At 69.5% G+C, this 25,942-nt stretch carries 28 protein-coding genes; 13 read left to right on the plus strand and 15 right to left on the minus strand.

Features of this window, described 5'->3' with window-relative positions; all coding sequences use genetic code 11:
* Positions 1-1,048 precede the first annotated feature (1,048 nt).
* The 7 genes from ABZ861_RS16045 to ABZ861_RS16075 all read right to left on the minus strand — a co-directional run bounded on the left by ABZ861_RS16045 (position 1,049) and on the right by ABZ861_RS16075 (position 8,580).
* Positions 1,049-2,767 (minus strand): FAD-dependent monooxygenase, encoded by a 1,719-nt coding sequence (locus ABZ861_RS16045; RefSeq protein WP_361629971.1) that lies wholly within the window; start codon positions 2,765-2,767, stop codon positions 1,049-1,051.
* Between the two features lie 224 nt (positions 2,768-2,991).
* Positions 2,992-4,137, minus strand: coding sequence for an alpha/beta fold hydrolase (locus ABZ861_RS16050; protein ID WP_361629974.1), 1,146 nt, complete (start codon positions 4,135-4,137; stop codon positions 2,992-2,994).
* Between the two features lie 166 nt (positions 4,138-4,303).
* A complete protein-coding gene (locus ABZ861_RS16055) occupies positions 4,304-5,122 on the minus strand; it encodes an alpha/beta hydrolase (RefSeq protein WP_361629977.1) in 819 nt (272 codons plus the stop codon).
* A 42-nt stretch (positions 5,123-5,164) separates the two neighbouring features.
* Entirely contained in the window at positions 5,165-6,163 is a 999-nt protein-coding gene (locus ABZ861_RS16060; protein WP_361629980.1) for an MBL fold metallo-hydrolase, read from the minus strand.
* 38 nt (positions 6,164-6,201) lie between these two features.
* Positions 6,202-6,819, minus strand: a complete 618-nt coding sequence (locus ABZ861_RS16065) for a carboxymuconolactone decarboxylase family protein (RefSeq protein ID WP_361629983.1) — start codon at positions 6,817-6,819, stop codon at positions 6,202-6,204.
* 34 nt (positions 6,820-6,853) lie between these two features.
* Complete coding sequence (locus ABZ861_RS16070; RefSeq protein WP_361629986.1) at positions 6,854-7,423, minus strand: carboxymuconolactone decarboxylase; 570 nt, start codon at positions 7,421-7,423, stop codon at positions 6,854-6,856.
* Positions 7,424-7,653: 230 nt separating this feature from the next.
* Positions 7,654-8,580, minus strand: coding sequence for an amidohydrolase family protein (locus ABZ861_RS16075; protein ID WP_361629989.1), 927 nt, complete (start codon positions 8,578-8,580; stop codon positions 7,654-7,656).
* A 349-nt stretch (positions 8,581-8,929) separates the two neighbouring features.
* Between ABZ861_RS16075 and ABZ861_RS16080 the strand changes: the two genes are divergently transcribed.
* Together ABZ861_RS16080 and ABZ861_RS16085 are read left to right on the plus strand one after the other, a co-directional pair.
* The gene (locus ABZ861_RS16080) at positions 8,930-9,934 is read left to right on the plus strand and encodes a helix-turn-helix transcriptional regulator (RefSeq protein ID WP_361629992.1); all 1,005 of its coding nucleotides are present in this window, start codon (positions 8,930-8,932) and stop codon (positions 9,932-9,934) included.
* A gap of 223 nt (positions 9,935-10,157) precedes the next feature.
* Positions 10,158-10,745, plus strand: a complete 588-nt coding sequence (locus tag ABZ861_RS16085; RefSeq protein WP_361629995.1) for an AAA family ATPase — start codon at positions 10,158-10,160, stop codon at positions 10,743-10,745.
* Between the two features lie 67 nt (positions 10,746-10,812).
* On the opposite strand, the gene ABZ861_RS16090 is transcribed toward ABZ861_RS16085, so the two are convergent.
* The gene (locus tag ABZ861_RS16090) at positions 10,813-11,580 is read right to left on the minus strand and encodes a class I SAM-dependent methyltransferase (RefSeq protein WP_361629998.1); all 768 of its coding nucleotides are present in this window, start codon (positions 11,578-11,580) and stop codon (positions 10,813-10,815) included.
* 82 nt (positions 11,581-11,662) lie between these two features.
* Positions 11,663-12,436, minus strand: coding sequence for a helix-turn-helix domain-containing protein (locus tag ABZ861_RS16095; RefSeq protein ID WP_361630001.1), 774 nt, complete (start codon positions 12,434-12,436; stop codon positions 11,663-11,665).
* Between the two features lie 221 nt (positions 12,437-12,657).
* Between ABZ861_RS16095 and ABZ861_RS16100 the strand changes: the two genes are divergently transcribed.
* The 3 genes from ABZ861_RS16100 to ABZ861_RS16110 all read left to right on the plus strand — a co-directional run bounded on the left by ABZ861_RS16100 (position 12,658) and on the right by ABZ861_RS16110 (position 15,139).
* Positions 12,658-13,323, plus strand: a complete 666-nt coding sequence (locus ABZ861_RS16100) for a DUF4097 family beta strand repeat-containing protein (RefSeq protein ID WP_361630004.1) — start codon at positions 12,658-12,660, stop codon at positions 13,321-13,323.
* Between the two features lie 360 nt (positions 13,324-13,683).
* Complete coding sequence (locus ABZ861_RS16105) at positions 13,684-14,526, plus strand: AfsR/SARP family transcriptional regulator (protein ID WP_361630007.1); 843 nt, start codon at positions 13,684-13,686, stop codon at positions 14,524-14,526.
* 115 nt (positions 14,527-14,641) lie between these two features.
* Positions 14,642-15,139: an acyl carrier protein gene (locus ABZ861_RS16110; RefSeq protein ID WP_361630010.1), complete on the plus strand. Its 498-nt coding sequence runs from the start codon at positions 14,642-14,644 to the stop codon at positions 15,137-15,139.
* A gap of 266 nt (positions 15,140-15,405) precedes the next feature.
* Here ABZ861_RS16110 and ABZ861_RS16115 read toward each other — a convergent pair whose 3' ends face one another.
* Genes ABZ861_RS16115 through ABZ861_RS16125 form a run of 3 tightly spaced genes read right to left on the minus strand, consistent with a single transcriptional unit; the run spans position 15,406 to position 17,352 of the window.
* Positions 15,406-16,197, minus strand: a complete 792-nt coding sequence (locus ABZ861_RS16115; protein ID WP_361630013.1) for an ABC transporter permease — start codon at positions 16,195-16,197, stop codon at positions 15,406-15,408.
* Entirely contained in the window at positions 16,194-17,159 is a 966-nt protein-coding gene (locus ABZ861_RS16120) for an ATP-binding cassette domain-containing protein (protein WP_361630016.1), read from the minus strand. The genes ABZ861_RS16115 and ABZ861_RS16120 overlap by 4 nt, the downstream gene beginning before the upstream one ends.
* A 28-nt stretch (positions 17,160-17,187) precedes the next feature.
* Positions 17,188-17,352: a hypothetical protein gene (locus tag ABZ861_RS16125; protein WP_361630466.1), complete on the minus strand. Its 165-nt coding sequence runs from the start codon at positions 17,350-17,352 to the stop codon at positions 17,188-17,190.
* Positions 17,353-17,704: 352 nt separating this feature from the next.
* Here ABZ861_RS16125 and ABZ861_RS16130 point away from each other — a divergent pair, with 352 nt between their 5' ends.
* The gene (locus ABZ861_RS16130; protein ID WP_361630019.1) at positions 17,705-18,001 is read left to right on the plus strand and encodes a hypothetical protein; all 297 of its coding nucleotides are present in this window, start codon (positions 17,705-17,707) and stop codon (positions 17,999-18,001) included.
* 255 nt (positions 18,002-18,256) lie between these two features.
* On the opposite strand, the gene ABZ861_RS16135 is transcribed toward ABZ861_RS16130, so the two are convergent.
* Entirely contained in the window at positions 18,257-18,907 is a 651-nt protein-coding gene (locus ABZ861_RS16135; RefSeq protein ID WP_361630022.1) for a ScbR family autoregulator-binding transcription factor, read from the minus strand.
* A gap of 750 nt (positions 18,908-19,657) precedes the next feature.
* Here ABZ861_RS16135 and ABZ861_RS16140 point away from each other — a divergent pair.
* Complete coding sequence (locus tag ABZ861_RS16140; RefSeq protein ID WP_361630025.1) at positions 19,658-20,050, plus strand: hypothetical protein; 393 nt, start codon at positions 19,658-19,660, stop codon at positions 20,048-20,050.
* A 455-nt stretch (positions 20,051-20,505) separates the two neighbouring features.
* Here the strand turns inward: ABZ861_RS16140 and ABZ861_RS16145 are convergent, their stop codons facing one another.
* Positions 20,506-20,763: a hypothetical protein gene (locus ABZ861_RS16145; protein ID WP_361630028.1), complete on the minus strand. Its 258-nt coding sequence runs from the start codon at positions 20,761-20,763 to the stop codon at positions 20,506-20,508.
* A 173-nt stretch (positions 20,764-20,936) separates the two neighbouring features.
* Here ABZ861_RS16145 and ABZ861_RS16150 point away from each other — a divergent pair, with 173 nt between their 5' ends.
* The 3 genes from ABZ861_RS16150 to ABZ861_RS16160 all read left to right on the plus strand — a co-directional run bounded on the left by ABZ861_RS16150 (position 20,937) and on the right by ABZ861_RS16160 (position 23,401).
* Positions 20,937-21,422, plus strand: coding sequence for a DUF5990 family protein (locus tag ABZ861_RS16150; protein ID WP_361630031.1), 486 nt, complete (start codon positions 20,937-20,939; stop codon positions 21,420-21,422).
* A 222-nt stretch (positions 21,423-21,644) separates the two neighbouring features.
* Positions 21,645-22,277 (plus strand): nicotinamide riboside transporter PnuC, encoded by a 633-nt coding sequence (gene pnuC / locus ABZ861_RS16155; protein ID WP_361630034.1) that lies wholly within the window; start codon positions 21,645-21,647, stop codon positions 22,275-22,277.
* The gene (locus ABZ861_RS16160) at positions 22,274-23,401 is read left to right on the plus strand and encodes an AAA family ATPase (RefSeq protein WP_361630037.1); all 1,128 of its coding nucleotides are present in this window, start codon (positions 22,274-22,276) and stop codon (positions 23,399-23,401) included. Before pnuC ends, ABZ861_RS16160 begins: the two co-directional genes overlap by 4 nt.
* Positions 23,402-23,422: 21 nt before the next feature.
* On the opposite strand, the gene ABZ861_RS16165 is transcribed toward ABZ861_RS16160, so the two are convergent.
* Complete coding sequence (locus ABZ861_RS16165) at positions 23,423-23,650, minus strand: hypothetical protein (RefSeq protein ID WP_361630040.1); 228 nt, start codon at positions 23,648-23,650, stop codon at positions 23,423-23,425.
* A 251-nt stretch (positions 23,651-23,901) separates the two neighbouring features.
* On the opposite strand from ABZ861_RS16165, the gene ABZ861_RS16170 reads away from it, so the two are divergent.
* From ABZ861_RS16170 to ABZ861_RS16180, 3 genes are all read left to right on the plus strand, one after another.
* Positions 23,902-24,153 (plus strand): hypothetical protein, encoded by a 252-nt coding sequence (locus ABZ861_RS16170; RefSeq protein WP_361630043.1) that lies wholly within the window; start codon positions 23,902-23,904, stop codon positions 24,151-24,153.
* A 74-nt stretch (positions 24,154-24,227) separates the two neighbouring features.
* Complete coding sequence (locus ABZ861_RS16175) at positions 24,228-25,115, plus strand: helix-turn-helix transcriptional regulator (RefSeq protein ID WP_361630046.1); 888 nt, start codon at positions 24,228-24,230, stop codon at positions 25,113-25,115.
* Between the two features lie 215 nt (positions 25,116-25,330).
* Positions 25,331-25,750, plus strand: a complete 420-nt coding sequence (locus ABZ861_RS16180) for a hypothetical protein (protein WP_361630049.1) — start codon at positions 25,331-25,333, stop codon at positions 25,748-25,750.
* The last annotated feature ends 192 nt before the right edge of the window (positions 25,751-25,942 follow it).

The following is a 25,942-nucleotide window of genomic DNA, read 5'->3' on the forward strand; positions in this document are numbered from 1 at the left end:
ACCGAGACCACCCAAGCCCCCACCACCGAAACCCCCACCCCCACCCCCACCCACACCACCCGCCACCCCGCACCCACCACCTAAACCCCCACCCAACAACCACAAACCCCCACCGCGGGCCCACACCGCACGGAGCCCCCCACAGCACGGCCCCCCACCCCGCGCGGAACCGGGCCGCCGGACGGAGCCGGGCGCGGGCACCCCCGCACGGAGCCGCCCCGCAAGGCCGCCGGACACGCAGGCGAAGCCGGACAGGCACGCAAGGGCCAGACGGCGAGAGCCAAGCGACAGGACCGAACGGGCGCACAGGACCAAACGGGCGGACGCGCGGAGCCGGGCCGGGCGCGGCGAAGCCGCCGCGACGCACCGCGAGAGGCCGGGCAGGCAGGGCGGGGCGGAGCCGCGAGACCCGGGCGGCGGAGCCGTCCCGCGCGGGCCGAGCGAGCACGCGAGGCAGGACGAGCCGCGAAAAGCCGGCCAGAACCCGACGGCGGGGACCGGGCAGGACAGCGCCGCCGGGGACCGCGCGCCGGGCGGGACCGGGGCGGGACAAGCTGCGGACGGGCCACCCAACCATCGCCGCCGACACGCCACGGCCCCGCCACCCGACCGCCCGCCCCCGCACGGCACGGGGGTCAGGTGCGCGGCCCCCGGAACGAGGGGCGGCCTCGGGGAACAAGGGCCAGGAGAGCGCGGCCCCGAAAACAGCCCCCGGAACTGAGGTCAAAGACCCCGCCCCGAAAGCGACGCCCACGGCCGCGGGCAGGGGCACAGCCCCGCGAAGCGGACCCCGGAACGGGGGTGAGAGACGCGGACCCCGGAAAAGGCCCGGAACAAGGGTCACCTCGAAGGTCAGGGACGCGGCCACGCAAACACCCCCCGGAACGGGGGGTCAGGGACGCAGCCCCGAAAGCGACGCCCACGGTCGCGGGCAGGGGCACAGCCCCGGGAAGCGGCCCCCGGGACAGGGGTCAGAGACGCGGACCCGGAAACGACGCCCGGAACGAGGTCAGGAGCACAGCCCCGAAAGCGGACCCCGGAACAGGGGTCAGGGACGCGCCCCCGGAAGCGGCGTGCGCGACCGCGGCCCGAGGTCCGGGGAAGGCGCCGGCGGGCACGGAACCCGCCGACAGACCCCCCGCCCGACCCCGCCGCACGGACACGGCCCCCGCCCCGCCCCGCACCCCGCCCCGAAAAACGCCCCCAACGCGTCCCTCAACCCCCCGCCGCTCCCAGCGGCCCCCGCGGCCCCGGCACCCTCGGCCCACCCGACATACCCGTCCGGCCGCACCAACACCGCCCCGCACACCCCCACCCCCGCCGCGGCCCCCACCCGCACCACTCGCACCACCCCGCCCCACGGCCGCACCAACTCCTCGTACACCCCGGGAACAGAGCCCTCCGGCACCAGCAGCACCGGTCCGCCCGCCCGCAGCACCCCGATCACATCCGTCCACACGCGGCCCCCACGCCCCCCGACCCGCAACCGCACGTTCCCCAGGAAACTCCCCTCCCCCACGCCCGCCGCGTCCTCCGCACCCGTCGAGCCCGCCGCGCCCGCCCAGCGCTCGTACACCGTGTCCTGCCCGCTCACCATCCCCGCCAGCACCCCGTCCCCGCCCCCCGCCAACACTGCCCCCAACACTCGCGCCACCTCCTCCCCCTCCAGACCCGGCCGCATCAACCCCAACTGCGCCCGCGCACACTCCACCACCCGCCCCGCAGCCGTCCGCCGCTCCCGCTCATACGACTCCAGCAGCCCTGCCCCCGCCTCACCCCGCACCGCCAACGCCAACTTCCAGCCCAGATTGACCGCGTCGAGCACACCCGCGCTCAACCCCTGCCCGCCGATCGGAAAATGGACATGCGCCGCGTCCCCCGCCAGCAACACCCGCCCCGCACGAAACCGCCGCGCCAGCCGCGTGAAGTCGCTGAACCGGCTCAGCCAGCGTGGCTCGGCCAGCCGGATATCGCGCCCGGCGATCCGGGACACCTCCCGCTCCAGCTCCTGCGGCGTCGGCGCCGCCCCCCGCTCGCCGTGCGCGCCCGCACAGTCCAGGGTGCGCAGGTGCAGCGACCCGTCGGCGTCCGGCCTGGCGACGATCCAGCCGCGCGGCGTGCGGTGCCAGCCCGGCGACAGCGCGCCAGGGTCGACCAGCCGCACCTGGCCCGCCAGCGCGGACACCGTCGCCGGCCACACGTCCGAGGCGATGCCCGCCAGCTCCCGCACCACGCTCCGCGCGCCGTCCGCGCCCACCACGTACCGCGCGGTGCAGGACACCGGCCCCGCCGGCCCCTCGGCCGCGACGACGACCGCATCAGGCCCCTCCACGAGCCTCGTCACCGCGTGGCCGCGCAGCACCCGCGCACCCGCAGCCCTCGCCTGCCGCTCGAAGAGCCGCTCCAGCTCCGCCTGAGGGCACTTCAGAATCGGCGCGGGCTCACCCTCGGGCGCCGTGATGACCAGCCCCGGCACCCCGGCGAAATGAAACTCCGCCGTAGACGGACCACCGGTGAAGGACCCCCCGCCGGACCCGTCAGAGGCGCCGCCGGACGAACCTCCTAACCCCCCCGACTCCTCTTCCGGCAACCGCCCCCGCCGTGCCAGGCACTGCACCGCCCGCGCGTGCAGCGTCGTCGCCCTCGGCTGCTCCCAGACGACGTCGCGCGCCTCCAGCACCACCACGTCGACCCCGAACGCCGCCAGCTCCGCCGCCACCAGCAGACCGACCGGACCTCCGCCGACGACCGCCACCTCTGCCCGCATCGCGCTCCCCCCGGCACACGCCGCCCACCCCGGGCCGCCCCGCGGCCGCAGACAATACACCGACCACCCCCAATTCCTTCACAACTCTGCACCACCCCCCTCCAGTCCCTCCATGCCTCTCTCAAGCCCCCTCCAGCCCCCGGAACCGCGCGCACCTCCCCGTCCGCACCCGCGACGGCGAAGCGGACCACGCCCCACCGGCACGACGCCGCCCGCGCTCACCGCTACACAGTGCGAGCGAGCCAATCGAAGGCTTGCTGGTGCCAGAGCGCCAGGGCGCCTTCGTGACAGTGCTCGCCGCCGCCCTCGTTCGCAGGAAAGGAAATGATGTCCTTCGGGCAGGACAAGGCCTCGTAGATTTTTTCTGGCTGCCCTCTGAAGAACATGTCGTTTTCGGCTTCCAGAACGAGGGTCGGGCAGTCGATCTGTTGGGCGATGTTCTCCATTGTGTAGGGTTCGGATGCCTCGATCAGTTCCCGCACGCTTTCCACGCCGAAGGTCCACTGGCCGTTGTCGATGACCCAGCGCGTCTTGGCGTCTACGTCATCAGCACCGCCTGACGCGGCTACGGGAAGCTTTGCGAACACGCTGTGCGCCTCGTAGACGCCGTCATGCAGGATGCATGCCGCGAGTCGGGGCTCGAACGCGGCAGCGCGAGCGGCGAAATAGCCTCCCAGGCTGGTGCCGACGAGGACCATCTGAGTCGCGTCGATCTCCGGGCAGGTGGTCGCGAAATCGACCACGGGCGTGACGACGGCCTCCCAGTCCGGCCTGAAGTGGAGGCCCTGGTCGCGAAGAGCCGTCCCCTGGCCGGGACCGTCGAACGTGAGCACGTGGTAACCGCGCCGCAAGGCGCCGACGGCCAGTCCGAAGTAGTTCTCTTCGAGCGTCGAGTCGAATCCGCCGTGGTAGATGACGGTCGGCCGGACGTCACCGGAGTCGTCGGCCAGGAAGAGATAGCCGGGCAACGTCGTTCCCTCGTAAGGGATGCGCACCGGCCGGGCCGGGACGTCGAGCAGTGCTGCGGCTTGAGCGAAGGTCCCCTGAGAGGCCGATGCCAGGCGTGCCGACTCCGCGTCGTGAGCAGGGTCTTCGCGGCGGTAGAAGTCGGCGGTGCGGTAGTAGTTCGAAGCACGCAGCAGCGCCTCGCGCGCGCTCACCTTGTGTCCGGCGTTCAACGCGGCTTTCCCGATGCCCTCGACGCGTTCAGCGGTTTTGGCCCACTGGGCCGACCATGCGCTCTCGTCGCCCTCCGGGATCCGCAGGCACGTCTCGATGACCTCACCGAGTTCCGCTCCGGCGTATGTGGCATAGCCGGCGGCGCGAAGCGCTTCGAAGGAGAACGACTCGTCGTCGAAAAGGAATTTCATGCGTCTGCTCCATTCCGTGCTCGGATGTCACAACGGTTCCGCTGAAGGCCCTCCGTGCCCGCTCACCGGTTCTCGCTCTCGTACCGTCTGGCGCGGGATCGACATGCGTCCTCAGTCCTCACCGGTAAGGCCCGTGCTCGACGGGATCGCGAGCGCATCAGCCAGATCAGTCATACCGGCGGAGAGGGCTGGCGTGGCACAGACGTCTCAGGACCGGCAGCAGGGCGTCCAAGACGCCGGTCGGCTCTTCGGGGAAGAGCGCGTGGCCGGCGCCCGCGACGATCCTCGTGGTGACCCGTCCGCCGTTCTCTTCGCGCAGTTCCAGCCACTGATCGCGGGGCTTGAAGGGGTCGAACTCCGGTATCACTTCAACGAGCCGCGCCGTCCCCGCGTTCCAGAAGGCGTTCTTCCGCAGGTCGCCCCGGGGCGCCGCGGCGACTTCCATGGCCAGCACGTCGGGATACCAGCCCGCGAGCCAAGGGTGGGGGTCGTGGCCGGGGGCGAAGAAGCCGCGGCGCAGCGCGTCCAGACGGACCGCCTCCGGCGCGGTGACGTCGCCGGCGATGGCGGGCGTCTCTGCGATGTCGGGCGGCGGACGTGAGCCGGACGCGGCGAGCAGCCCCACGGCATGCACCGACTCCGGCCAGGTCGTGGCGACGACGCGTGCGACGATGTTGCCGAAGGCGTGGCCCAGGAGCACGGCCGGCGCGTGGGCCGTCGCTCGCAGCGCGGAGGCGACGTCGGCGCCGAGGTCGGTGAGGGAGACGTCGCTCGTCACACCGGTCGAGCCGGCCGCTCCTCGCGGCTGAGGCCGGATGACGGTGTACCCGTCCGCGGCGACGTGGCCGGCGAAGTCGTCGAAGTCCGCGGTGCCGTCCCGCCCGTAGGAGGGCAGAAGGGCGACGGGCGGCCCCGCTCCCTCGACGAGCACCTCGATCCGTGACTGCTCGTTGGTGACGATCTCGCTGCGTCTGCGGTGGGACATGACGCTTCCTCAGTGTGTCGGGCCGCCGGCCTAGCCGCCTGATCAGGGCAGCTCCGCGGGATCTACGGGGTTCTGGAGCGTGACGCCGTCGGTCTTGACGCGGGGAAGGCGCCCCAGATCGGCGAACGCGTTCTGATCGTGGGCGGGGACGACCACCAGCTCTGGCATCGCTGCCACGACCTGCGCCATCTTGATGATGTGGGTGCGGGTGCCGTTGGCGTCGAAGTCGGCCCATATCTGTGAGACGAGCGGCCGTTCCTCGCGCCTGATCAGCCCTTCCCGCTGCCATACGAGATCTCCGACGAAGGCGTACTTCAGGCCGGTCGCCGTCGTCACGAAGATGACGATGCTGCCCGGTGTGTGACCGGGCGACGGCACGCACACGACGGAGCCGTCGCCGTACACGTCGAGACTGCGGGGAAACCCCAGGTACGGGCCGCCGTCGAAGTCGAAGGGGTCCCACTCGAAGTGGGTCTCGCTGAAAGGAGGACCGAATCTCCCGTGCATGTGGGGGTTCATGTAGCTTTCGAGGTCTCGGCGGGTCACCATGACACGCACGCCGGGAAAGTCGGGAAGCCCGCTCATGTGATCCCAGTGCGCGTGCGTGAGGAGGATCGCGCCCAGCCGGGACATGTCGTAGCCAGCGGCGGCCAGTTGGTCCACCGCCGACCGCCACACGGTGTACTTCGTCAGCTTCTGGAACAGCCTGGGCATCGTGGAGAACTGCTGGTCGATGCCGCGGCCGAACCCGGTGTCCAGGAGAAGATCCCCTTGTGGGTGCTTGACCAGGGCGGCGCCGATGTAGAAGTCACGGTGGTCGAAGCAGGACCCGCCGCGGTACGCGTACAGCGCGTTGCGGTGGTTGACCCCGGTCGGTACGGCGATGACGTCCATGCCGTCGGGAGGATCGGCCTCGGGCAGGGGGAACGCGTCGGGCTGAAGCGACGGAATCGGCACCGGCTTCGGCGCGAATCCCGACCGGACAGCCCTGGCAGCCAGTCCAGCGCCGACGAGCGCGGCTGTGGCGAGTCGTGAAGGCATGGCTTCTCCCTGGAGAGCGGACACACCCCAGCCCCGGCTCACCCGGGGACGGGCACCTCGACGGCGTTGAGGATTCCGCACACGGTCTGGTAGGCGCCGATGAGGAACAGCGCGTCGACGACGCCCTCGGGTCCCATCAGGCTGTGGGCGCGTGTCCAGCACTCGTCGGAAATTCTGCGGTCGCTCGTCAGTTGCCGGGTGAAGTCGAAGGCCGCGTGCTCGGTGTCGCTCAGCCCCTCGGGCGCGCGGCCGTGCGTCAGATCGTCGATCTCCCGCTCCGACAGGCCACTTCTGCGGCCCACGGCGGAATGCGCGTACATCTCGTAGGCGGCCTGCCATGCGGAGCCGACGGTCAGTATCACGATCTGGCGTATGCGGTCGTCGAGGGAGGTGTGCGCGTCCTCACTGCTCTGGAAGGCGAGGAAGCTCTGTGCGAGGTCCGGACTGTAGAGGACGGGGTTGAAGGGGCCTACCGGATGTCCTTCCGCGTCCTTCGCCACGAAGCCCGAGCGTTCGGCCCACACGAGTTCCTTCTGGCTGAGAGCGGAGAACACGCTCCGCTGGGCGGCCGTCATCTTCTCCTCCGAGAGGAGGGGCAGTCGGCCCCCGAGCCCGTAGGGAGCGTCGGCTTCGCCGTGTCGGTGGTCGCCGGTCATCAGATGTCTCCTCCTACCCGGGTGACGTGCTCAGCTACTGGTCGAGTCCTGTCGCGTCCGAGGGGACGTCGTAGGCGGCCAGGGTCATGGAGACGGCGGTGAACCAGCCGACGAGGACCGTGACGTCGACGATGCCGGCGTCGCCGATGAGACCTTTGGCGCGCTTGTAGAGGCCCACAGGGACGATCCTGGGGGCGATCAGGGTGGTGGCGAGTTCGTAGACGAGCTGCTGGCGGTCGTCGTCGAAGGACGTGGGCAGGCCGCCGATGAGCGCTTCCACCTTGCGGCTGTCGAGCCCGCCGGCGTCTTCCCCGATGATCTCGTGCTCGTAAGTGGAGTACGCGGCGTGCCACTTGGCGTTGACGAGGTTGGTGACGATCTCGATCTCCGCCTTGGTGAGCGTCGACTCCGTCTGGTAATACGCCCCGGTGGGGACGATCGTCTTCGACAGGGCGGGGTTGGAGAGCCAGATCTTGTGCGGGCCGGGCACGAGTCCGCGCAGACCCAGTGTGAAGTCGTAGGCGTCCTTCATGTCGTCCGGCATCTGGGCCACCGGCGTCTCGACGTAGCGGCCGAAGGTGCCGAAGTCATCGGGTCCGCTCATCATCGCTCCCCGCGTGAACAGCCGCGCCATCGCTCCTCGCGTGGACGGCCGCGCCCACACCGCGCTAGCGTAAGGCGCGACCGGGGCGGCCGAGTCGACGCACGTATTTTGCTTCCATTCAGCCACGACACGGCAGCCGCCACCACCTCGGAACGCGCAAACCGGTTTCTCCGTATGCGAAAGTCCAAACGTTCCCGCGTACAGATCGGCCGCCGCGGCGGCGAGGTCACTCACGCGCTCTGGAGCCGGGGCAGGATGCGCTCCGCGTTCCCCCTTCGGACGGCGGCCCGTTGGTCTGTGTCGAGGGGATAGGCGTCCAGCATGTCGGCGAACTCCTGCGACGGCGCGAACGGGAAGTCGCTGCCGTAGACGAGATGCGTGGGGTCCGCATAGCTGAGCAGGGACGGCATGGACGTCGGGGACGACGACAAGGCGAGATCGAGGTAGAACCTCTTCATGCCGGTCCGCATGTCCTCCTCGGTGACGTCAGGGCTGAAGCGCCCTGCGATGGCGAAGCGCTCGGACGCGAAGGGAATGAATCCTCCCGCGTGAGCGAGGATGACCGTGACGTTCGTGTACCGCTTCATCACACCGTGGGTGACCATGTGCACGGCTGTGCGCGTGGTTTCGAAGGGAAAGTCGAGCAGCGGACTGGGAAGTTCTTTCAGCATGGGCATCGGAGGCGCTTCCGGGTGTATGAAGACCACCGCGCCACGCCTGTCCAGTTCCTGCCACAGCGGCTCGAACTCCGGGTCTCCGAGATAGCGTCCGTCGATATTGGACAGAATCCCCACGCCATCGGCGCCCAGCTCGTCCAGGGCGAAGGCCACCTCGGCGAGGGCGCCGTCCATGTCCGGCAGGGGCAGCACCGCGAAGAGCCCATAGCGGTCGGGCTTGTCCTTGACCATCTCGGCGGCGTACTCGTTGACCCGCCGGGCCATGGAGCGCGCTTCCGCCCTGTCTCCGAAATTGACGCCGGGAGCGCTCGCGGACAGCAGAGCCGTCTCGATCGCCAGCTCGTCCATGAGCGCGAGGCTGGACGCCCGGCTCCAGTCGGGCGTGGGCCACCCGCCCGCACTCTTGCCGTGCCGCTCGAACGCCTCTCGGTACCAGGAAGGAATGAGGTGATGGTGGATGTCGATGCGTCCAGACGGCATGACTTCCTCTTTTCACGTCCCCTTGCTGCCACCCCGGTAGCGGAACCCATTGCATGACTCGCTACTTGAGCGCAACGTCGAGTAGATCCTCGTTTCAGTGCAACATAGATCTTGTTTCGTCGCTCACGCAGCGGTTCCGGCGCCGAGACGGGGCGACTGCCTTCGGTCGGGCGGCCACCCCGCTGCACATGATCCAGTCACCGCCGGCCAAGGCGATCAAGAAACTGGAGGTTCCCTCCGGCTCGCTCGTCCGGATCGTCGGCTTGCCGCTGTCCTGCCGTTGACGAGATCGACTAATGAGATCGACGAGACAGTCTGTAATCGCAGCGTTAATCTGTGAATACGCCGCATGAGCGGCGCACAGCTCATAAAATGCTTTATCTCTGCACTGAAAGCACGGCGCGCGATGAAGGAACTGCACCTCAAGTCGGAGAACCGGGACGAAGCCCTCGAATATGTACAGAAATTGTTCGACACGCGATTCTCTCCCGTCAGCACGGAGGGTGAGTTTCACTTCGATCACTCGCGTATGGACTGCGAAGGCTGGACTTTGGACGATCTTCAGTTCGAGGGAGGGGGCTTCGCCTCGGAGCCGTACGGCACCGTCACGGTGTGCCGCGTCCGCACCGGCGGCATCGAGATCGCGAGCAGGCAGGTCGAGCGTCAGTACTCCGCCGGCGCCGTGTTCGTCATGGCTGACGCCCATGAGGCGCACACCACCCGCTGGTTCGACTCTTCCTGCACTCTCGTCCGCATCCCGGTCACCCACCTGGAGAAGGTGGCCGAGCGTTGCCACCTCGAAGAACGTGACTTCGCTCTTCTGAGCAGGGAGCCAGTCAGTACGACAGCGGCGCGAAAGTGGCTTGACGTGGTGCGGTTCTCGCAGCGTCTCCATATGGACTACGCGGGATCGGACGTCACGCGCATGGCTTTCGGTGACCTGATCGCGGCTTTGACGCTCGAGACCTTCCCTAATACCGCCGTGCCGGAGTCAGCGGACGTACGCGTCCGGGACGACGCTCCACGCGTCCTGACCCGAGCGCTTGAATTCATGTACCTGAACGCCGACACCCCGATCCACGTGGGCGACGTGGCTCGTTTCTCCTGCGTCTCCCGGCGCACGCTGGAAATGATGTTCCGGGACAACATGAACAGCACACCCGCCGGATATCTGCGGGAATGCCGATTGCGGCGCATTCGTCAGGAGCTTGCCGAGGCTCAACCAGGGGACGGTACGACGGTGACGCGCGTCGCCGGGCGGTACGGATTCAGCAGCATGTCCCGACTGGCAGGCTACTACCACGACACATTCGGCGAACTGCCGCGGGAGACGCTCCGCCGCCAGGAAAGCTGAGTTCGGTCTCCCCCATACCGCCGCACCGACGCGTCACCCCATATTTTACGCGTCGTCATACGCCGCGCCGCCGCGCCACCACGCGCCCAGCGTCATGCCCATTCCGCCCAGCAGGTGGTCGTCTCAGCGCTTTCCCGGTGGCGCCACGACTGCGGAGCACGGAAGTCGATCCGAGGAAGGACCTCTCTTGACCTGAAGGTCGCCGGATGGGGATCATCGGGGGATGAACCGGGTCTTGGTCGTGGGAAGTACAGGCGCGGGCAAGACCACCCTTGCCCGCGCGATCGCCGAGCGTCTTGCGATCCCCTTCCACGAGATGGACGGGCTGGCCATCATCGCTCCCCGATGGCAGGAGAACCCGCGGCTGCTCAAGGACGTGTCGCAGATCAGCTCCGGTTCCTCCTGGATCTTCGACTCCTTCGGTCACCCGCAGGTCCGAGAACTGCTGTGGACCCGGGCCGACACGATCGTCTGGATCGACTACTCCCGGTCGGTGGTCATGCGCCGCGTGCTGCGCCGGTCCCTGGCTCGCACCCTGTTCCGTCGCCGGATCTTCGGCGGCAACAGGGAGACCGTAGGCGCCTGGTTCGGGCCCGACCACCCTGTCTGGTGGGCCTGGTCGCAGTACAGGCGCCGCAGGGCCGACATCGCCAGCCGCTGCGCGAACCCCCGATTCGCCCCGCTCAACGTGATGCGCTTCCACAGCCCCAGAGCGGCAAGGGCCTGGCTCGACACAGTCGTCCGGAGCGGTGACAGTGCGGACGCCGATTCCGCGGCAGTCGTCACCTTCCAGAGTCGAAGCGCTGGCTGAAGCGCCGGAACTCGACGCCGCCCGAACCAGCCTGGGGCCAGCGGGCTGACATGGCGAGGCGTCGTGATCAATCCTCGGAGCGCCGACGCGCGAGATGGACGGTGATGTCGGCGGCCATCTCGACTCTGTCCGGCAGTACCTGCATGACCTGGCTGCGTACCTGCTCTCGCTCCGCGGTCGGCAAGACGAGATAGGCCGAGACGGTGGAGAGATGACCAACGCAGTCACGAGCGCTCATCGTCACGCGCCGTTCGATCACGGACTGCTGAACGCCGGTGAACCACTCAGACCGTTGCAGCTCCGTGCCCGGCCACTGCATCTCGTGATCCGGAGGCGTCCCGTCAGGCGACGGAATCTCGTCACTCTCCAAGATCGGCGCTAGCGCCGCGCGGACAGCCTCCTCCACCGCCGGGTCAGCCAGTCGAAATGGCCCGCCGAACGAGGCGAACACGCCACCCGGTTCCAGCAGCGCCGCCATGCGCGACCACCGGCCCTCCGGGTGCGTCCAATGCAGCGCTGCTGCCGCATAGACCAGGTCGTACCGCTCGCCCGGTCGCAAGTCCTCGAACGCGGCTTGCACCGTTGCGACGCTCGTCGGCACGTGTTTGCGCAGTTCGGCGAGCATGGACCCATCAGGATCGGTCGCGGTGACCATGACCCCTCGTTGAGCGAACAGGCGGGTTGCCTTGCCTGTTCCAGCGCCGATCTCGAGGGCGGTCCGAACCGGGTGGCCCGCGTACGCCCTCACCATGTCGAACAGCTCCACGGGATACCCCGGCCGGAACCGTTCGTACGCTTCCGCCACCGCCCCGAAACTCAGCGCGCGACCAGGCATGCCCAGCATCCTGACACGAGCGGCCCCTGCGGTGCTCCATCTTTTCTGGGCCCGGACATCAGCAGATGTCTCATGAGACGCGTCAAAGTCCGCTGCTCTCTGGTTCCTCCATCGGTGCGGCCGTCTCCTCCGTGGGCGTCCCGGGCACGGTGGAGAGGACCTCGCGGGCCTGTTCCGCGGCGCGGGCGAGGCTTTCGGCGACGAAGTCGAGGAAGCGGGCGACGTTCTCCAGGCGGACGGCGGCCGGGGTGCCGGGGCCGAGGACGCCGACGCCCTCCCGTGCGACCTGCACCTGCTGGACGAGGGCTTGGACGCTGGCGGTCATCGACTGGTACCAGAGGTCGCCGTCGACGGCGTAGCGCTCGCGGCGGCGTTCGTCGCGCTCGCGGCGCACGAGGGTCTGGCTCTCCAGGAATGCGATCGACTTCGAGACGGTGGCGGGGCTGACCTGAAGGCGCTGGGCGAGTTCGGCGGCGGTCAGGCTGCCGGCGTCGGTCATCAGCAGGGCGACCATCACCCGCGACATCATCTTGGGCAGGCCCGACTGCATCATGACGGTGGTGAACTGCTCCTCGTACGCACGCACCGCCTCGGGGTCGCGCCCGTGCGCCTGCGCCTGCGGGTCCGTCCGCGAGAGGCGGGGCGCGGGGGACCTGCGCCGGTGGGCGCGCTGCTCTGTGGCGCGGTGGGCCAGGTCCGCGCGGTACCCGGCGGCCCCGCCGTTGCGCATCACCTCGCGGGTGACCGTCGAGGTCGGCCGGTCCAGTCCCCGGGCGATCTCCGCGTAGGCGAGGCCGTCGGCTAGCCCTAGCGCGATCTGTTGACGGTCCTTATGGGTGAGCCTGCCTCCCGGCATCGCGGTCTCCTTCGCGGTCGACGCACCGCCAGCATAGCGTTCATCCGCAATTCATTGCAACGGAGGCGAGGTGCTAGTTGTGTTGAGTCTTTAGATCAACGCAACGACTTGACGTCTCTCACTGGGTCAATATCGCCTATTCGCAACGACTGTGTCACCGTGAGCCAGAACGCAACGTAGCATTTCCACTGAGAGAAACAGCGAGCCGTAAGGAGAGTCCGATGCAGAAGTTCGACACTCCTGCGCCGATCACCGCCATCGTCAGCCTCCCCGCGGGGCGCGTGCAGATGATCGCCGCCGACCGGGTCGACACCATGGTCGAGATCCTGCCCGCGAACGCGCTGAAAGGCCGTGACGTGAAGGCGGCGGAGCAGGTCAAGGCGGCCTACGCCGACGGGGTGCTGCGGATCGACGGCCCGACGACGAGGAACCGGCTCATCGGCTCCAGCGGCGCCGTCGAGGTGACCGTCCGGCTGCCCGCCGGCTCCTGCGTCGAGTCGAAGGCGGGCGCCGCCGCGTTCCGGGGCGTCGGACGGCTCGGTGACGTGGTCGTCGAGGGCGGTTACCGCTCGGTCAAGCTCGACGAGACCGCCAGTGCCCGCCTCAGCGCCCACGACGGCGACATCGAGGTCGGCCGCCTGGGCGGTCCCGCGGAGATCACCACCCAGCGGGGTCACATCCGCATCTCCGAGGCCACGGGCGGCACGGTCACCCTGAGCACCCAGCGCGGCGACATCTCCGTCGGCGCCGCCCGCGGCGTCTCAGCATCCCTGGACGCCGGCACCTCGTACGGCCGCGTCCACAACGAGCTGAGGAACGACGGCGTCACCGCCCTCGCCGTTCACGCCACCACCTCCTACGGCGACATCACCGCCCGCAGTCTCTGACACCGCGGATCGCCCTCTCTCCTAGAAACCGCACGAGCGGTTTGTTAGAGTGACCCCGGGCGTATCTGCGTCGCACTCGCCGGTCGCCCCTCGTCGACTGTTCCGTAGCGGAGGGGCTTGTTCGCCGCGCGGCCCACTCGCCGAGTCCTTCCCCGCCCAGGCCGTCCCGAGGGGCTTAAGCGATCCGGCGACCAGGTGAAATCTCCCTCGTTCTCTTCAGGAAACCCCAGTTCAACAGCGGTTTCTGAGGGAACATCAGATACCCTCTTGGTTTTAAACGGCGCGGTCGGTTTTCTATTGACAAACCGCAGGCCCTGTTTTTAACTGAAGCAGGTCTCATCCACGGACAGGGGAGTACGCGTGGACATCCAAGTACTGGGCGCACTGGCGGTGCGGGAGCGCGGAGTCTCCGTCACGCCGACGGCCCCCAAGCCACGACAGGTGTTGGCGCTGCTGGCGCTCCATGCCGATCAGGTCGTCCCGGTGTCGGCGCTGACAGAGGAACTGTGGGGGGACGCGCCGCCGCGCAGCGCCCGGACCACCTTGCAGACCTACGTGCTCCAGCTCCGGTCCCTCATCGCGACCGCCCTGGAACGGGGCGCGACCGATGGAGAGGAGGCCCCGGCCGGACGGCGCAGCGCCAAGGACGTGCTCGTGACGCTGCCGGGCGGCTACCTGCTCGACAGCGGCGGCGGCGCCAGCGACATCCGCGAGTTCGACCGGCTCGCGGGCGTGGGGTACCGGGCGATGGACTCGGGGGACTTCCCGGGCGCGGCCCGGCTGCTGCGCGAAGCGCTCTCCCTGTGGACCGGACCGGCCTTCGCGGACGTGCACGGCGGCATCCAACTGGACATGGAGACCCGGCGGCTGGACGAGACCCGGCTGTGCGCGCTCGACCAGCGCATCGAGGCCGACCTGCGGATCGGGAGACACCGCGAACTGCTCGCCGAACTGACGGTGCTGGCCAGCCGGTACCGCACTCATGAGGCCCTGCACGGCCAGTTCATGCTGGCGCTGCACCGCTCGGGCCGTCGCAGCGAGGCCCTCGACGTCTACCAGCGCCTGCGCACCACCCTCGTGCGCGAACTCGGGCTCGAACCGTCGGCCGCCCTGCGCCGCCTTCAGCGCTCGATCCTGATGGCCGCCCCCGAGACCGCGGCGCCCGCGGAGACGAACAGCGAGCGACTCGTACGCGTGGGCTGAGACGGCCGTGCGCCGAACCGCGGCACCGTGCACCAGGCGACCGCCCAAGGCCCGACCGGTGTTCTCGCACAGCACCGCGTGACCGTGTGCCATCGACTGCTTGGAGGACCCCGCGATGACGAACGACTACCCCGCCGACGTACTGACGGACCTCGTCGCCATGCTCGGCGACGCCCTGCGGATCGGTCCCGAGAAGATCGACCCCGGGCAGACCTTCCGGTCCACGGGTCTCGACTCCCTGCTGTTCGTGGAGTTCGTGGCCGCCGTCAACGCCCGGTACGGGCTGCACGTGCCGGCGACCGACCTGCATGACTTCCCGACGCCGGAGTCCTTCGCCCGGGAGGTCGCGCGGGCGACGAGCGGCGCGGCCACCGCGCCCGTCCCCGCTCCGGCGCCCGTCCCCGCTCCGGCGCCCATACCGGCTCCTGGGCCCATACCGGCGTACACGCCCGCCCCGACGCCGGTCGCCGTCCTTCCCGCACCCGGAGCGGCCGGGGTCGCCCCCGCCGTATGGCAGCTCCCGGACGACGATCTCGACGTCCTGCTGGACGCGGTCCGCGACGACCGGCTCACCGTGCACGAGGCGCTGCTGCTGCTCGCCGGACGCGGCTGAAGCCGCCCCCGCCCCGGGACGTAGCGCGTCCCGATGGACGACACCGGCGGCGCCGAGGCCGGCGGCTGCGCGTTGCTCGCGGCCCGGACGTGGCGGAGCGGGCGGCCCTCCCGATGCCCGTGGCGGCCAGTCCGCCTCGCGGCCGGCCCGGTGAGCCGGGCACGACTTCCTCCCGTACGCGGACGGGGCGGCGTACGCCGACGGGGTGTCGGGTACGCCGCCCTGCGCCGGACGGGCCGCGGAGGCGGTTCACGGCGCCGTGGCGGTCACTTCGGGTCGCTGTCGAACTTCGAGGTGGCCCAGAAGTAGCCGAGCACGGTGAGGCCGAGGCACCAGGCGACGGCGAGCCATCCGTTGTGGCCGATCTCGGTGCCGAGGAGGAGTCCGCGCAGGGTCTCGATCGCGGGGGTGAAGGGCTGGTATTCCGCGATGGGCCGGAACCAGCCCGGCATGGAGTCGGTGGGGGTGAAGGCGCTGGAGATGAGCGGCAGGAGGATCAGCGGGGTGGCGTTGTTGCTGGCGGCCTCGGCGTTCGGGCTGACCAGGCCGATGCCGACCGCGATCCAGGTGAGCGCCAGGGCGAAGAGGACGAGGAGCCCGAATGCGGCCAGCCAGTCCAGGGCGGTGGCGCCGGTGGAGCGGAAGCCGATGGCGAGGGCGACGACGCCGACGAGGACGACGCTGGCGACCGACTGCAGGACGCTGCCGATGACGTGTCCGACGATCACGGAGCCGCGGTGGATCGCCATCGTGCGGAAGCGGGCGATGATGCCTTCGCTCATGTCGTTGGAGACGGACACCGCCGTCCCGATCACGGTGCTGCCGATGGTCATCAGAAGCAGGCCGGGGACCAGGTAGGCGAGGTACGCGGAGCGGTCGGGGACGCCGCCGTTGACGCCCGCGCTCATGGCGTCGCCGAAGATGTAGACGAAGAGCAGGAGCAGCATGATCGGGGTGAGCAGCAGGTTCAGGGTGAGCGAGGGGTAGCGCCGGGCGTGCAGGAGGTTGCGGCGCAGCATGGTGGTCGAGTCGCGCACGGCGAGGGACAGGGAGCTCATCGGACGGCCTCCTCGGCCTGGTCGTTCTTCTGGGCGGGGACGCCTGTGCCGGTGAGGGCGAAGAAGACGTCGTCGAGGTCGGGGGTGTGCGCGGTCAGCTCGTCGGCGTGGACGCCGGCCGAGTCGAGGCGGTCGAGGACGGCGCGCAGGTCGCGCTGGGCGCCGTCGCTGGGGATCTGCAGGGCCAGCGCCTCGTCGTCGCGAGTGACCTCGCCCAGAACGGAGGCCGCGAAGCGGTAGGCGGCCGGGTCGGTGAAGCGGAGGCGGACGTGGCCGCCGGGGATCAGCCGCTTCAGCTCCTCGGGGGCGCCCTCGGCGGCGATCTTCCCGTCGTTCAGGACGGCGATGCGGTGGGCGAGTTGGTCGGCCTCCTCCAGGTACTGAGTAGTGAGGAAGACGGTGACGCCGCCGGTGACGAGTCGGCGGATGATCTGCCACATGGTGTGCCGGGAGCGGGGGTCGAGGCCGGTGGTGGGCTCGTCGAGGAAGATGATCCGGGGGGCGCCGACCAGGGTCATGGCGATGTCCAGGCGGCGCTTCATCCCGCCGGAGTAGGTGGAGGCCGGCTTCTTCGCCGCCTCCAACAGGTCGAAGCGCTCCAGGAGTTCGGCCGTCACGCGCCGTCCCTCGGCCTTGGGCAGGTGGTGCAGGTCGGCCATCAGGAGCATGTTCTCCTCACCGGTGATCAGCCCGTCCACGGCGGAGAACTGACCGGTGACGCCGATCGCGGCGCGCACCGCCTGCGGGTCGGCGGCCAGGTCGTGACCGGCGACGCGGATCTGCCCGGCGTCGGCGGTGATCAGGGTGGAGAGGATCTTCACAGCGGTGGTCTTGCCGGCGCCGTTCGGCCCGAGCAGCGCGAACACGGTGCCGGTGGGGACGGTCAGGTCGACGCCGTCGAGGACGGTCTTGTCGCCGTAGGACTTGCGCAACCCGTGCGCGGCGATCGCCAGGTCGGTCATGAGGGGTGCTCCTTCGGGTGCGGCGGGGTCAGAGGCTGCGGACCCCGCGGGCGGCGCCGATCGACAGCGCGCCGGCCTCGGTGCGCAGGACGACCGTGCCGTGCGTGGCCTCGGTGATGCGGATGTCGCCCTTCTGGGTGCTCTCGTTTTCGGCGTTGTTTCTGATATCGCAAACGCTACGTTGCCTTTTCATATCTAGCAACGCACATGTTGCCCAAGTTCGATGTATTGCCTGCTCAGAGCCTAAAAATGTTGCAACGAACTAGAATCTAACGCAACGTTAGTCGATTTTTTCGTTGCAACGATTTGAGAGTGAACGCTATGTCTCGAACCGGGCGGTCCGCACTCCCGCGGAACACGTCGGCCGACGCCGATCCGGTCGGCGGCGAGGGCGTCCGGTGGGGCAAGGGCACCCCGTCATGCGCACACCCGAGTGGTTCCGGACGTGTTCCCGCGCGGGACCCGAGGCGGACTTGAGCGCGGCGGCCGAACATAGAGCGTGCGGCACCGGCCGTTGCCGGTGCTTCCGTGTCGAAAGGGCCCGCATGAGCACTGTCGAGGAACGCCCGCTGCCGACCGATCCCACCCCCGCCTCCCCCTCCCCCGCCATACGCGTCGCTCCCTCCGTCCGCGTCGACCCCGCACGGGAGCGTCCCGCGCAGCCGGCGGGCCGTCAGACCCCGCTGGCACCGGTCGCCGCTGCGACCTCGACGGCCCTGTCGATGGCCTCGGTCCGGATCTCCAGGGGTGAGCCCACGGCGAGGGAGGTGGCCGCATTGGCCCTGCTCCTGACGGCCCGGCTGCGCCCGCCGTTCCGCGCCTCGGACACCCGGGCTTCGTAACGACCTGGGCGGACCTCCAGGGGAGGTGCACGCCCCTGCACCGCACACCCGTGTCCGCGGACGTCTCTGCTCGCCTGCGCGGGCCAGCAGCGACGGGAGCCGACGTACGTATGTCCGTCGTGTCCCAGGGACGGGACGCAACGTCTTCGCGTGCGCTCACGACTTCCGCGTCTTCGGCGGGGCACCGGGCGAGGCTCAGGCCGAGAAGACCCCCAAGCCGATGGACCTGACCGAGGCGGCCGGAGCCCCGCCCGCTCAGCGCGGCGGCGTCGTTCGGGATCCGCTCCGCGTGTCGCGTGCGGACAGGTCCGACCCGCCCGCCGCCGCCATGGGCACCCTCGCGGCCGTCAGCCGGGGCAGCATCAGGTTCCAGAAGCGCGTGACCGTCTCGCCTTGGAGCCACGACCTGTCGCGTCCGCCGAGCACCTCGAAGCCCACGGTCGCCGCCACGACGGCCTCGGCGGCCCCGCGCGCCGACACCCCGTCGGCGAGCAGCGACTCCTGCTCCGCCCGGTCCAGCGCGCCTTCGATCCAGCGCTGCCAGTGGCGGCGCAGATCGTTGCCGCCGTCCGGCCCGTCGTCCAGGGCGAACCCGGCTCGTAGGACGATGTCGGAGTCGAGCCGTTCCATCAGGCCGTGCGTGGCGTCGACCACGGCCTGGAGGGCGTGGGCGGCCTCCTCCGCCCCCTCGGTCACGCGCGTCACGACGGCCGCGGCTTCCTGCTGGACAGCCTCGGCCAGTGCGCTCTTGGTCGCGAAGTGGAAGTGCAGGGCCCCGTTGCTGACGCCCGCCCGCAGGCTGACCGTGGAGATCGAGGCACGAGCGAACCCCTGCTCGGCGAACACCTCGGCAGCCGCGCGAATCAGCGCCTGCCGGGTACGGGCCGCTCGCTCCTGCTTGACCATCACGTGCCTCCTGGCGCGTCGGGGCGGCGGGTCACCGACGACCACCGTCACGTCCGTCGCTCATCGCTTACTGGGGTGGGCTGCCGCGCCCACGGGAAGGCGGCCGGCGGGGTCGACGGCGGCGCGGACGCCGGTCGGCGTCCGGGGCCGGTCGGTCCCGAGAGGCCCTGGAGCAGGCGCCGTCGTCATGTCAGCCCTTCCTGATGCAATGCCGAGGAGGTCCGCCCCGGGCCGTACGGCACATATTAACAAACCGCACATGCGGTTTACAGGCGGTCTACGTCGATGCCGCTAAGCGACGCCGATCGCCGGGTGCCGTACGGGCGTGCGCCGACTTCTCGCACCGCAAGTTCCGGTGCCGTCGGCCCGACCATTCCCGCCTGGGACAACGCTCCTGGCCCTCCGGCCGGTCGATCTCCCTCTTCTTCCCGGCACCGGGAACACGCTTGGCCGAGCTGCTTGAGAATCACTGAAGGACCGCTGGAGACCGATCGCACCCGCACCCACGGCGGCCCACTGAACAGGCCCGAAACCGCGCGACGGAAACCGGATTCGGCCATGGGGGCGTTCGCGCGCTCACGGAGACGGAGCCGCTCATTCTGCAAAAATCAAACCTGATGGTATGTAGCTGCATAGCCCGAGGGAAAAGTCGTCCACGTTCAGCACACGGCTACCGCCGCCGAGGCCATGCGCGAGGACGCAGGGGAACGTCATCTAACGCGTCAGCGTCGTGGTAGTCATGCTCACCGATTGGAGCGCACGGACGACGACTACTTTACCGGGGCCGCCCAGTGGCCGCGCGGGCACAGCTTCCTCACCGCGTGGAGAATGGAGATGGAGTTCGAGGTGCGGCCCGCGCACCTACGCGTCGAGAGCACGCTCGCCTCGCTCAGCATCGAGGTCGCCTGCGACGACATCAAGCGGCGCGGCGCCAACCTGGCAGGGTTGCGGTTTTCTCTCGCAGGCAGTGACGGCGCGACGGGCCAGCAGCCGGTCGGCCATGCCGAGGACGCCGTGGAAGGCTTCGTTGTCGAGCTGGCCGGGATGCGGGCGGGTAGTTCGAGCAGTGCCCATCCGGTTCGGGCGGGGTCCGGTGAACCGGGCAGTTCGCAGATGAGGGTGGTGTCGGGCGAATCGCTATAGCCTGGACCGCTTCCGTCAGCCGCCCAGTGTCAAGACACCTGCTGTCGCGGCTGACGCGTTCCTTCTCCGTGGTCGCAACATGGCCGAGTGGCGAGCCTCAGCGTCTCCCCAGTGCTGAAATCCGCCATTCGCCCCGACTGGCTTATGCCTCCGCTGCATGAGGAAGCGTCACACGGTTTTCACAAAATGGGGGCCGCTGAGGCGCGATCCCGTTGCAAGTCCCCTGCACAGGGCGCGTCTGCCAGGCCGACTGCAATAGGGCGAGGCCCCCATCCGTGCACGCATCCAAGCAAGTCAGAGGCCGTCTTGCCGTGCCGATCCGCACGGCGATGACACGAGCTTTTGTCACTCATGACACAGGAAGTCGACAGAGAACGCCAGCGCCTTCTTCCACTTCAGGCCGGGTCTCCCGCTGACACCTCAGTGACGATCGGCGACTGACGATCTCATGCAGCCTACTGTTGGGGGTGACCGCCGTCGCCTTCGACCACAAGCCGGTCGGCCCCGGGCTCTCCGGCCCGCTCGGCGATGGTCACGTCGATCTGGCCGTCACCGGTGGTGTCGAACTGGTAGAGGTCGGCCTTCCCGTCGCCCGTGGTGTCGGTCATCCAGACATCGGGCTTGCCGTCGCCGTTGGTGTCAGCGCTGAGGACGACGTGGTGCTCGTCCCCTTGGGTTCCGATCACTTCTTCGGTGCTCTCGCTTGTCTCCATGGCAGCCGGATGCCCTCGGCGGATGAGTCGAAACGAGCCTCCCGACGGTCGTCCAGTGTCTCAGTGCCTGTCTGGAGGGGGCGCCCGGCTGACGAGAGTGAGGCGGAACTCTTCAGGCAGGGCCCGCCCCGGCAATGACTGCGGGCAGGCGCCGTTCCCTGGATGATGGGCGCATGCTGATTCGAGTCGAGGGATCGAATCTGCCCGGACGGGAGTGCGGGCAGGCGGCGGGGGCGTCCGGACATCACAACGTCCATGTCGCGGTGCAGCGGCGCGGCCGGCCGGCCGAGTTGCTGGGTCTGTATCCGGGGAACGCGTCATCGACGCGGTGGGAGCTAGAGGTCACTTCCACCCCGTATGAGGGGGGTTGGGATGTACGCGGCCCGTACGTGCAGGGGCGGCCAGGCGCACGGTTCGTCTACCTGTCGTGGGGGACGGTTGACGATCGCGAGACGTTCGCGATGTTCCGACGGGCGAAGCTGATGTTCGACGGCATCGGCCCCGAGGTTCTCATGGCGGCCGTGAAGAACGGCCTGCTCGTAGGGAGGCTGGGGCTGACGGACACACGTGGACATGCGTTGTGCGGGGCTGTCCGGCCGCCGCTGATCGAGTGGTCGCCTGGCGGACGCATGCCCGACCACCGCGCCCCGCGCGTCTGAGACGCGGGCAGCCAGAAGTACAGCGCTTGGCTGCCCCCTGCAACAACCGCCCATAGTTCGTGTCATGCTGACGGAGCGTGAGCGCACTCGCCCGTTCGGCGTTCCGCTCAGCATCGAAGCTCACCACCCTGCGAGGGCGTTCATGGACGCCAAGCGCCCTTCCCGACTTTACGTCTCCCCGACGATTAGTGATCGTCGGGGAGACGAAAATTGGGAGGGGTCATGAACCCAGTGCAGGCATTGCAGCAGCCGCTGTTCACCGTATTGCAGACACCCGTCAGTTGGACGGAGGTGCTCGGCTTCGGGAGCGGGGCGCTGTGCGTGTGGCTCGTGGCCCGGCAGCATCTGGCCAACTGGCCCATCGGCATCGCGAACAACGTTCTCTTCATCGTGCTCTTCGTGGACGCCGGCCTGTACGCCGACGCCGGCCTGCAAGTCGTCTTCATCGCCCTGGCCTGCTTCGGCTGGTGGACCTGGGTACGAGGCGGCGGCGCCCGGCGCGACAGCCTCCCGGTACGGCGCACCACCCGTACCGAATGGAGCTGGCTCCTCGCCTCCGGCGCCGTCGGCTTCGCCGCACTGGCCCTGCTGCTCAGCCGTGTCACCGACTCCACCGTCCCCGGCTGGGACGCGCTCACCACCGTCCTGTCGCTGACAGCGACCTACGGGCAGTGCCGGAAGCTGGTCGAGTCGTGGTGGATCTGGATCGCCGCCGACCTGGTCTACGTCCCCCTCTACGCGTACAAGGAGCTGTACCTGACCTCCCTGCTGTACGTCGGCTTCCTCGCTCTGTGCGTGGCCGGCCTGCGCAGTTGGCTCGGGGCGGCGGCGCCGCGGGTGGTGACGGCCGCGTGAGCAGGTACCGGCACGGGCTGGTGCTCGGCAAGTTCTATCCGCCGCACGCCGGCCACCACCACCTCGTCCGGACCGCCGCCGCGGCCTGCGAGCGGCTCACGGTCCTGGTCTGCGCCTCATCGGTGGAGTCCGTCCCGCTGGCGGACCGCGTCGCCTGGATGCGGGCCGAGCACCCGGAGGCGGAGGTGGAGGTGGTCGGCGCGGTGGACGACGTCCCCGTCGACCTGACCGACCCGGAGGTGTGGGAGGCGCACATCGCGATCTTCCGAGCCGCCGTACCGGACCCGGTCGACGCGGTGTTCAGCTCGGAGGCGTACGGGGAGGAGCTAGGCCGCCGGATGGGCGCCGCCGCGGTGTGCGTGGACCCGGACCGCACCGCCTTCCCCGTCTCCGGCACGGCGGTGCGCAAGGACCCGGTCGGCTGCTGGCCGTACCTCGCCCCCGCGGTACGGGGCGCACTGGCGCGCCGCGTCGTGGTGTTGGGCGCCGAGTCGACGGGCACCACCACCCTCGCGCGGGCACTGACGGAGCATTACCGGCAGCGCGGCGGGATCTGGGCGCAGACGCAGTGCGTGGCGGAGTACGGCAGGGAATTCAGCGAACGGAAGCTGGCGGCGCTGGGTCCGGGAGCGCACTGGTCCCAAGTTTCCTTTGCCTCCGAGGAGTTCCCGGTGATCGCCGCAGAGCAGCAGACGCGGGAGGACCGGGCGGCGCAGAAGGGCTCTCCGGTGCTGTTCTGCGACACGGACGCCTTCGCCACGACCGTCTGGCACGAGCGTTACCTCGGCGCCGCAAGTCCTGCGGTGGCGCAAATCGCTGCCCGCGGTCTCCGGCATCTGTGGCTGCTGACGGACCACCGGGACGTGCCCTTCGAGGATGACGGCCTGCGTGACGGTGAGGAACTCCGCCCCTGGATGACGGACCGCTTCGCCGCCGAACTGACCCGCACGGGCCGCCGCTTCCTGACCCTGCACGGCTCGCCGCACGAACGCCTCGCGAAGGCGGTCACGGCGGTGGACGAGCTACTGGAGGAGGGCTGGAACCTGGCGGACCCGCTGCCGGAGCGGCGCACCCGCACCACGGTCGCCCCTTCCCGGCCCGGATCACTGGCCCGGATCAACTGAGACTCCCAGCGACCAGACCTCTCAACTGATCTGGTCGTCGCAGGTCACAGCGCCGCCGCGAGGCCATATCGCGGCGTCGGCGTCCATCCCCATCGCCCAGCGCCGGACGACACGGCGGCCGTTGCGGGCGCGGCGGGTCTCGCCGCCCGGTCCACACGCCGTGACCTTGCCGGCGGCGGCCGTGTCCAGCGCGCGGTCGTAGTCGGCGAACCACGGCGAGCCAAGCGCATCGAGTGAGTCGAGCCGCATCGGGAACGACGACGCCGAACGCGTCAGCCGCAGCGACTGGCCGGGCCGCGCTCATGTCCGGGCCGGTGTCCGGATCGGCGGCGCCGGATTCTGCGGCGCGCGTATGACGTGCCCAGTTCAGGTCGCAAATTTTCGCACAGCACGCTCAGGCGGCGTTTCGCATCCGCAAGTATCCGCAAGTCGCTATGCACTACCGTCCGCGATCACTCACCCTCAAAGGGTCAACTAATCCCCCCGCGTGGAGGTAATCCGTGGCGCTGCGCCTGCTGTGCAAGGACCCTGAGAGCCCGAACAATGGGTCGCCTACACTCTATTACGATGACGAATCGGACACCTATCTCCTACAGTCCTGGAAGGTGGCCGATCCGTCCCGGCTGACGTCGATCAAGGTTCCGGAGCACGAGACGGTGGTGGAGGTCCCCGCCCGGCTGCTGATGCTGTTCCCGCCGCGAGACAGCATGCCGCACGTATCCGCAAACCCGAGCGAGCGCACATCCCCGTAAAACATCGCACTTAAGGGTGATTCACGCATTCGTGCGGTTAGAGGTTGCCTGCCCGAACCCTGCACACTGTCCGCATGCCAACCTCTTCCAGCATCCGCGAAGCGCGCCGCGGTCTCGGCTCGCAATTACGCGCCCTCCGACTCCAGCATGGACTGACTGCCCGTGAACTGGCGCGCCGGTGCGGCTGGCACGAGTCGAAATGCAGCCGTATCGAGAACGGACATGCGGCGGCTTCCCCGACGGACATCGTGGCCTGGGCGCGCGCCTGCGGAGACGAGAGCGCCGCGGAGGAGCTGGTTCTCACCGCCCGCGGCATCGACGCCATGTACATCGAGTGGCGGGTCATGGAGAAGGCCGGCCTGCGCCACGCCCAGGAAAGCGTGCTCCCTCTGTGGGAGAAGACCCGGGTGTTCAGGGCCTACGCGCAGAACCTGATCCCCGGCCCGTTGCAGACCCGCGCTTACACCACGGCCGTGCTGACCGGCATCCGCGAGCGCCGGGGCCTCGCCGACGACGTGCAGGCCGCGGTCGTCACCCGCATGGACAAGCAGAGAGTCCTGACCGAAAGGGGCAAGCGCTTCGCCATCGTGTTGGAGGAGTCCGTGCTCTACCGGCGGATCGGACCGCACGAGGTCATGGTCGAACAGCTCAGCCGCCTGCTGGAGGCCAGCGTCCTGGACTCGGTGGAGCTGGGCATCATCCCGACCAACGCCGACCGCCGCACCATGCCCCCGGTCGAGGACTTCTGGATGTTCGACGACCGGCAGGTCAACGTCGAGCTGGTCTCCGCGTTCCTCACGGTGACACAGGCCGGCGAAGTCCGCCGGTACTCCGAGGACTTCACCCGCCTGACGGCGCTCGCCCACCGCGGCGGACCGGCGCTCACCCTCATCGCCGCCGCCGTCGCCACCTACGCCCGGTCCTCCGGCGTTTCGGAGAGAGCGGGACCCCACACCGACTGACGCATCGGAGAACAGGATTGCCTACCCGCTGGACACCGCCGCGCTGCTCCCGACCCGCCTTCCCGGAACAGCGGGAACGGATGTACGACAAAGAGCGCCCGGCCGCCACCATAGCCGTCCTGGGCATGGCAGCCCTGTGCGCCATCGGCTTAGCCGCCGCCGGAACGTACTCCGGTCCTCCCCGTCGGCCGCATCACGCTTCCGGCGCTGACGACATGTCCCGCTTTCTCGCCACGCTGAAGCGCTACCGGCCCACGACCGAAACCGCGATACGCACCGGAGCTTCCCAGACAGGCATACCCGCCACGATCCGCCTCGACCCGCCCGACCCGGGCGAGCAGTACCGCGTGGCCTTCCAATGCCTCGGCGCTGGACAGGCCACCACCCTCGCCGTCGAGACCGACGGCAGCCGGCGCCGCTACCCCCTGCACTCCTGCGGCACGAGAGCCGGCATCGCCTCCGTCGCCGCGGGCAGCGCCACCGTCATCGTGATCGAACCCACCGACTCACGCAGCCGGATACTGTGGGCGCTCACCCAGTCCCGGCAACCGCCCTCGCCGGCGCCCCACACCCCAGAACCGCAACAGAGCGGGCGCAGTGGTGCGTTGGCGGTGCGCGGCCAGGGTGCAGCGTAGGCAGGGCGCCGTCAGCCGTCGCCCCCAGGGGCAGCTCTGCCCGAAGTCGAACAGGGCCCGCTCATCGCGCCATATTTGCCGCATCGTTGGCCTTGCCGCGCGTGACCAGGTCTGCGGTGGCTGGTGGGTTCCCCTTTACGGAGGTCATCTACGCGAAGCGCTGCGCGCGTTCGAGCGGCCTGGCAGCATGCG

The sequence above is a fragment of the Streptomyces sp. NPDC046985 genome (assembly GCF_040644415.1).
In the GTDB taxonomy this organism is placed as follows: domain Bacteria; phylum Actinomycetota; class Actinomycetes; order Streptomycetales; family Streptomycetaceae; genus Streptomyces.

What these genes read in the sequence shown, in the direction of transcription:
- ABZ861_RS16070 (WP_361629986.1), bottom strand. Translation starts at nt 7,423, where the DNA reads ATGAGCGGACCCGATGACTTCGGCACCTTCGGCCGCTACGTCGAGACG.
- ABZ861_RS16055 (WP_361629977.1), bottom strand. Translation starts at nt 5,122, where the DNA reads ATGTCCCACCGCAGACGCAGCGAGATCGTCACCAACGAGCAGTCACGG.
- ABZ861_RS16095 (WP_361630001.1), bottom strand. Translation starts at nt 12,436, where the DNA reads ATGCCGGGAGGCAGGCTCACCCATAAGGACCGTCAACAGATCGCGCTA.
- ABZ861_RS16175 (WP_361630046.1), top strand. Translation starts at nt 24,228, where the DNA reads ATGCCAACCTCTTCCAGCATCCGCGAAGCGCGCCGCGGTCTCGGCTCG.
- ABZ861_RS16045 (WP_361629971.1), bottom strand. Translation starts at nt 2,767, where the DNA reads ATGCGGGCAGAGGTGGCGGTCGTCGGCGGAGGTCCGGTCGGTCTGCTG.
- ABZ861_RS16085 (WP_361629995.1), top strand. Translation starts at nt 10,158, where the DNA reads ATGAACCGGGTCTTGGTCGTGGGAAGTACAGGCGCGGGCAAGACCACC.
- ABZ861_RS16090 (WP_361629998.1), bottom strand. Translation starts at nt 11,580, where the DNA reads ATGCCTGGTCGCGCGCTGAGTTTCGGGGCGGTGGCGGAAGCGTACGAA.
- ABZ861_RS16120 (WP_361630016.1), bottom strand. Translation starts at nt 17,159, where the DNA reads ATGACCGACCTGGCGATCGCCGCGCACGGGTTGCGCAAGTCCTACGGC.
- ABZ861_RS16115 (WP_361630013.1), bottom strand. Translation starts at nt 16,197, where the DNA reads ATGAGCTCCCTGTCCCTCGCCGTGCGCGACTCGACCACCATGCTGCGC.
- ABZ861_RS16050 (WP_361629974.1), bottom strand. Translation starts at nt 4,137, where the DNA reads ATGAAATTCCTTTTCGACGACGAGTCGTTCTCCTTCGAAGCGCTTCGC.
- ABZ861_RS16060 (WP_361629980.1), bottom strand. Translation starts at nt 6,163, where the DNA reads ATGCCTTCACGACTCGCCACAGCCGCGCTCGTCGGCGCTGGACTGGCT.
- ABZ861_RS16065 (WP_361629983.1), bottom strand. Translation starts at nt 6,819, where the DNA reads ATGACCGGCGACCACCGACACGGCGAAGCCGACGCTCCCTACGGGCTC.
- ABZ861_RS16165 (WP_361630040.1), bottom strand. Translation starts at nt 23,650, where the DNA reads ATGCGGCTCGACTCACTCGATGCGCTTGGCTCGCCGTGGTTCGCCGAC.
- ABZ861_RS16130 (WP_361630019.1), top strand. Translation starts at nt 17,705, where the DNA reads ATGAGCACTGTCGAGGAACGCCCGCTGCCGACCGATCCCACCCCCGCC.
- ABZ861_RS16080 (WP_361629992.1), top strand. Translation starts at nt 8,930, where the DNA reads ATGAGCGGCGCACAGCTCATAAAATGCTTTATCTCTGCACTGAAAGCA.
- ABZ861_RS16135 (WP_361630022.1), bottom strand. Translation starts at nt 18,907, where the DNA reads ATGGTCAAGCAGGAGCGAGCGGCCCGTACCCGGCAGGCGCTGATTCGC.
- ABZ861_RS16180 (WP_361630049.1), top strand. Translation starts at nt 25,331, where the DNA reads ATGTCCCGCTTTCTCGCCACGCTGAAGCGCTACCGGCCCACGACCGAA.
- ABZ861_RS16145 (WP_361630028.1), bottom strand. Translation starts at nt 20,763, where the DNA reads ATGGAGACAAGCGAGAGCACCGAAGAAGTGATCGGAACCCAAGGGGAC.
- ABZ861_RS16125 (WP_361630466.1), bottom strand. Translation starts at nt 17,352, where the DNA reads ATGAAAAGGCAACGTAGCGTTTGCGATATCAGAAACAACGCCGAAAAC.
- ABZ861_RS16075 (WP_361629989.1), bottom strand. Translation starts at nt 8,580, where the DNA reads ATGCCGTCTGGACGCATCGACATCCACCATCACCTCATTCCTTCCTGG.
- pnuC (WP_361630034.1), top strand. Translation starts at nt 21,645, where the DNA reads ATGAACCCAGTGCAGGCATTGCAGCAGCCGCTGTTCACCGTATTGCAG.
- ABZ861_RS16150 (WP_361630031.1), top strand. Translation starts at nt 20,937, where the DNA reads ATGCTGATTCGAGTCGAGGGATCGAATCTGCCCGGACGGGAGTGCGGG.
- ABZ861_RS16110 (WP_361630010.1), top strand. Translation starts at nt 14,642, where the DNA reads ATGACGAACGACTACCCCGCCGACGTACTGACGGACCTCGTCGCCATG.
- ABZ861_RS16100 (WP_361630004.1), top strand. Translation starts at nt 12,658, where the DNA reads ATGCAGAAGTTCGACACTCCTGCGCCGATCACCGCCATCGTCAGCCTC.